At 34.0% G+C, this 2152-nt stretch carries 5 protein-coding genes; all 5 read right to left on the bottom strand.

Annotated features, from left to right (window positions below; genetic code table 11):
- Positions 1-208: hypothetical protein (locus CQA62_RS06730; RefSeq protein WP_147288251.1), on the bottom strand; the 208-nt coding region annotated here is incomplete at its 3' end.
- Positions 208-561 (bottom strand): hypothetical protein, encoded by a 354-nt coding sequence (locus tag CQA62_RS06850; protein ID WP_126498341.1) that lies wholly within the window; start codon positions 559-561, stop codon positions 208-210. The genes CQA62_RS06850 and CQA62_RS06730, both read right to left, overlap by 1 nt.
- A gap of 284 nt (positions 562-845) precedes the next feature.
- Positions 846-1181, bottom strand: coding sequence for a hypothetical protein (locus CQA62_RS06720; RefSeq protein WP_115585145.1), 336 nt, complete (start codon positions 1179-1181; stop codon positions 846-848).
- The gene (locus CQA62_RS06715; protein WP_104724808.1) at positions 1174-1683 is read right to left on the bottom strand and encodes a hypothetical protein; all 510 of its coding nucleotides are present in this window, start codon (positions 1681-1683) and stop codon (positions 1174-1176) included. Before CQA62_RS06715 ends, CQA62_RS06720 begins: the two co-directional genes overlap by 8 nt.
- Position 1684: 1 nt before the next feature.
- On the bottom strand, positions 1685-2152 hold a 468-nt coding region (locus CQA62_RS06915), incomplete at its 5' end, for a hypothetical protein (protein ID WP_211305527.1).

The following is a 2152-nucleotide window of genomic DNA, read 5'->3' as shown; positions in this document are numbered from 1 at the left end:
TTGTAAAAGTTGAAGGATTAGACCAAGCTCCATGAACAAATATCGTAAGATTCTCCCTCTCCCCTCTCCCTTCCCACTCTCCTAAATATGCCCTAGCATCCTCTCCACTTGCACTCTGAGCAACTTCATTTAAGAGAAGAGAGGGGATACTTGGAAGTGCAAAGAGAGAAGAGAAGTAAAGGAGGAGAAATAAGAGAAGACTAGGCATTAGGATTCTTTGGGAGTAGGGGATTTGGAATGTTTAAGGAAGATTTGGCAAAGAGTAATGCATAAAAGTATAAATTCTCCAAGATAGATAAACACAAATGTAAAGGGAGAAGTAATAAAGGAAAGGCATATTTCAAGAAAAACAAATGGGGTGATGATAGATAAGACGATATCGGGTTCGGGTAGATCGCTTGGAATATAAAATAAAGTAAATTGCAAAATACAAAATAAGACTAAAAGAATCTTTTGATAGAGTTTTTTATGAAAAAGTAGAAAGAAAAGCCAAAGCGAAAAAGTGGCATTGAAAGCACTTTCTATAAACAATCTTCCTGCTTTCTCACCAAAATCAAGCACATTAGGAAATCCTAAACATCTTGATGAAACTATCCAAGAGAGAGTATAGAGATATTCTAAGTTCTTTTTCTTGTTCAAGATAAGAATTAAAATAGTTAGAATTAAAAAGAATGATAAATTTCCACTATAAAGCAAATCCCCCTTTAACTCTTGAAAGTGCCAAAAGATGAGAACACAATAAGAAAGCAACATATAAATAATGATAACTTTATTGATAAGTTTTTTATAAGCCAATAGTCCGCAACTTATAAAAAATGAGGCTATTAAAAAAATGGTGTAAAGACTCATTTTTTGTTACCTTGTTTAAAAATTTCTTCATATCTCTTTCTAACATCTTGAACAAAGACTTGACAATCGCTCATAAAAGGAAAATATTGGCTAAACTTTCTTGACCTTCTCACATCTTCTACTGCTTGTCTCATAATTGCATCATCATAGTGTTTGCCATCTGTAGCCCTATATCTAGCAATCACACTAGGATCTGTTTCTGTGAAAAACTTGCCTATGGCTTCTACTCTGCCGTGAGAACTTCCTGCCAAATCCACTCTTTTTGTCTGAAATCTAATCCAATAATTCTTGATAGATGGGTTTATTTCCTTATCGCTTTTAATTCTATTCATAAAGAAAGAAACCACTTTTATTGATAATTTTTTTGAATAGATCAAAATCTGAGTAGGCATTTTGAGGAGTTATAAGCAAAAAAGTAAAATCTTGTGGCATATACATTAATGTATCTAGATCTTGAATATAGATACTTCCACCATAATCATCAAAAATTGCTTTTCTTAACATAAGAGTTAAGGATCTTTTGCTTGATGGGAGAAGTTTGATTTGTTGTCTTGAAGCCATAGGTTTGAAAACTTTAAAACTTTCAGAAATTTCAAGTAAAAGCTTATTCATTTGTTTGAAAATCCCCATCTTAATTTCTTGATTTTTAAGCATCAAATCAAGTAAAAAATCGTTTGGATTTCCTATTCTTTGTGAAAAAACACTGAGGGACATTGCTCTTCTTCCTTCTTTATTCCAAAAGTCTTTTTCATTTAAATTGAAAAGCCAAGCATCAGAAACACTCTTGTCCCAACCCCATACTTTTAAAAGATTTTTTTGAAAAACCAGATCCATTTTATTTTCCTACTACTTTTCCATTTTCATCTAGCGTTGCTTTTCTTTTCCCTTGTTTGTCTTTTAGTTTCCATTTACCCTTGTGTTGAGCCTTATCTTTTTCCACAGACCATTCTGTTTTAGGATCAACATAAATAGGGTCATCTTTATGTCTTTTTTGTCGTCTAGAGAAATTCCCCAGATCAACAATATCTCCAACTTTTAGTTCATAGCTCACCACCCCCAATCTCTTAGCACTCTCATCTAAGCTAATGCCCTCTTTTTGAGCTTTCTCTTTAATGAGTCGATGAATCATATAAGCAGAGAATACTCCTACCCCTGCTATTGCAGCTTCATAAGCAGGAATAGCTAAAGGAAGCAAAGGGAGAAGATTCTCCCTCTCCCCTCTCCCTTCCCACTCTCCTAAATATGCCCTAGCATTATAACTATTCCCCTCTCTTAATACTCCACCTCCTCTAAGCCTCTCTCT

The organism is Helicobacter cholecystus (assembly GCF_003364215.1).
GTDB lineage: Bacteria > Campylobacterota > Campylobacteria > Campylobacterales > Helicobacteraceae > Helicobacter_G > Helicobacter_G cholecystus.
Note: the sequence above shows the minus strand (reverse complement) of the source record. Positions and strands in the feature narration are given on the sequence as shown.

What these genes read in the sequence shown, in the direction of transcription:
- CQA62_RS06720 (WP_115585145.1), bottom strand. Translation starts at nt 1,181, where the DNA reads ATGAATAGAATTAAAAGCGATAAGGAAATAAACCCATCTATCAAGAAT.
- CQA62_RS06715 (WP_104724808.1), bottom strand. Translation starts at nt 1,683, where the DNA reads ATGGATCTGGTTTTTCAAAAAAATCTTTTAAAAGTATGGGGTTGGGAC.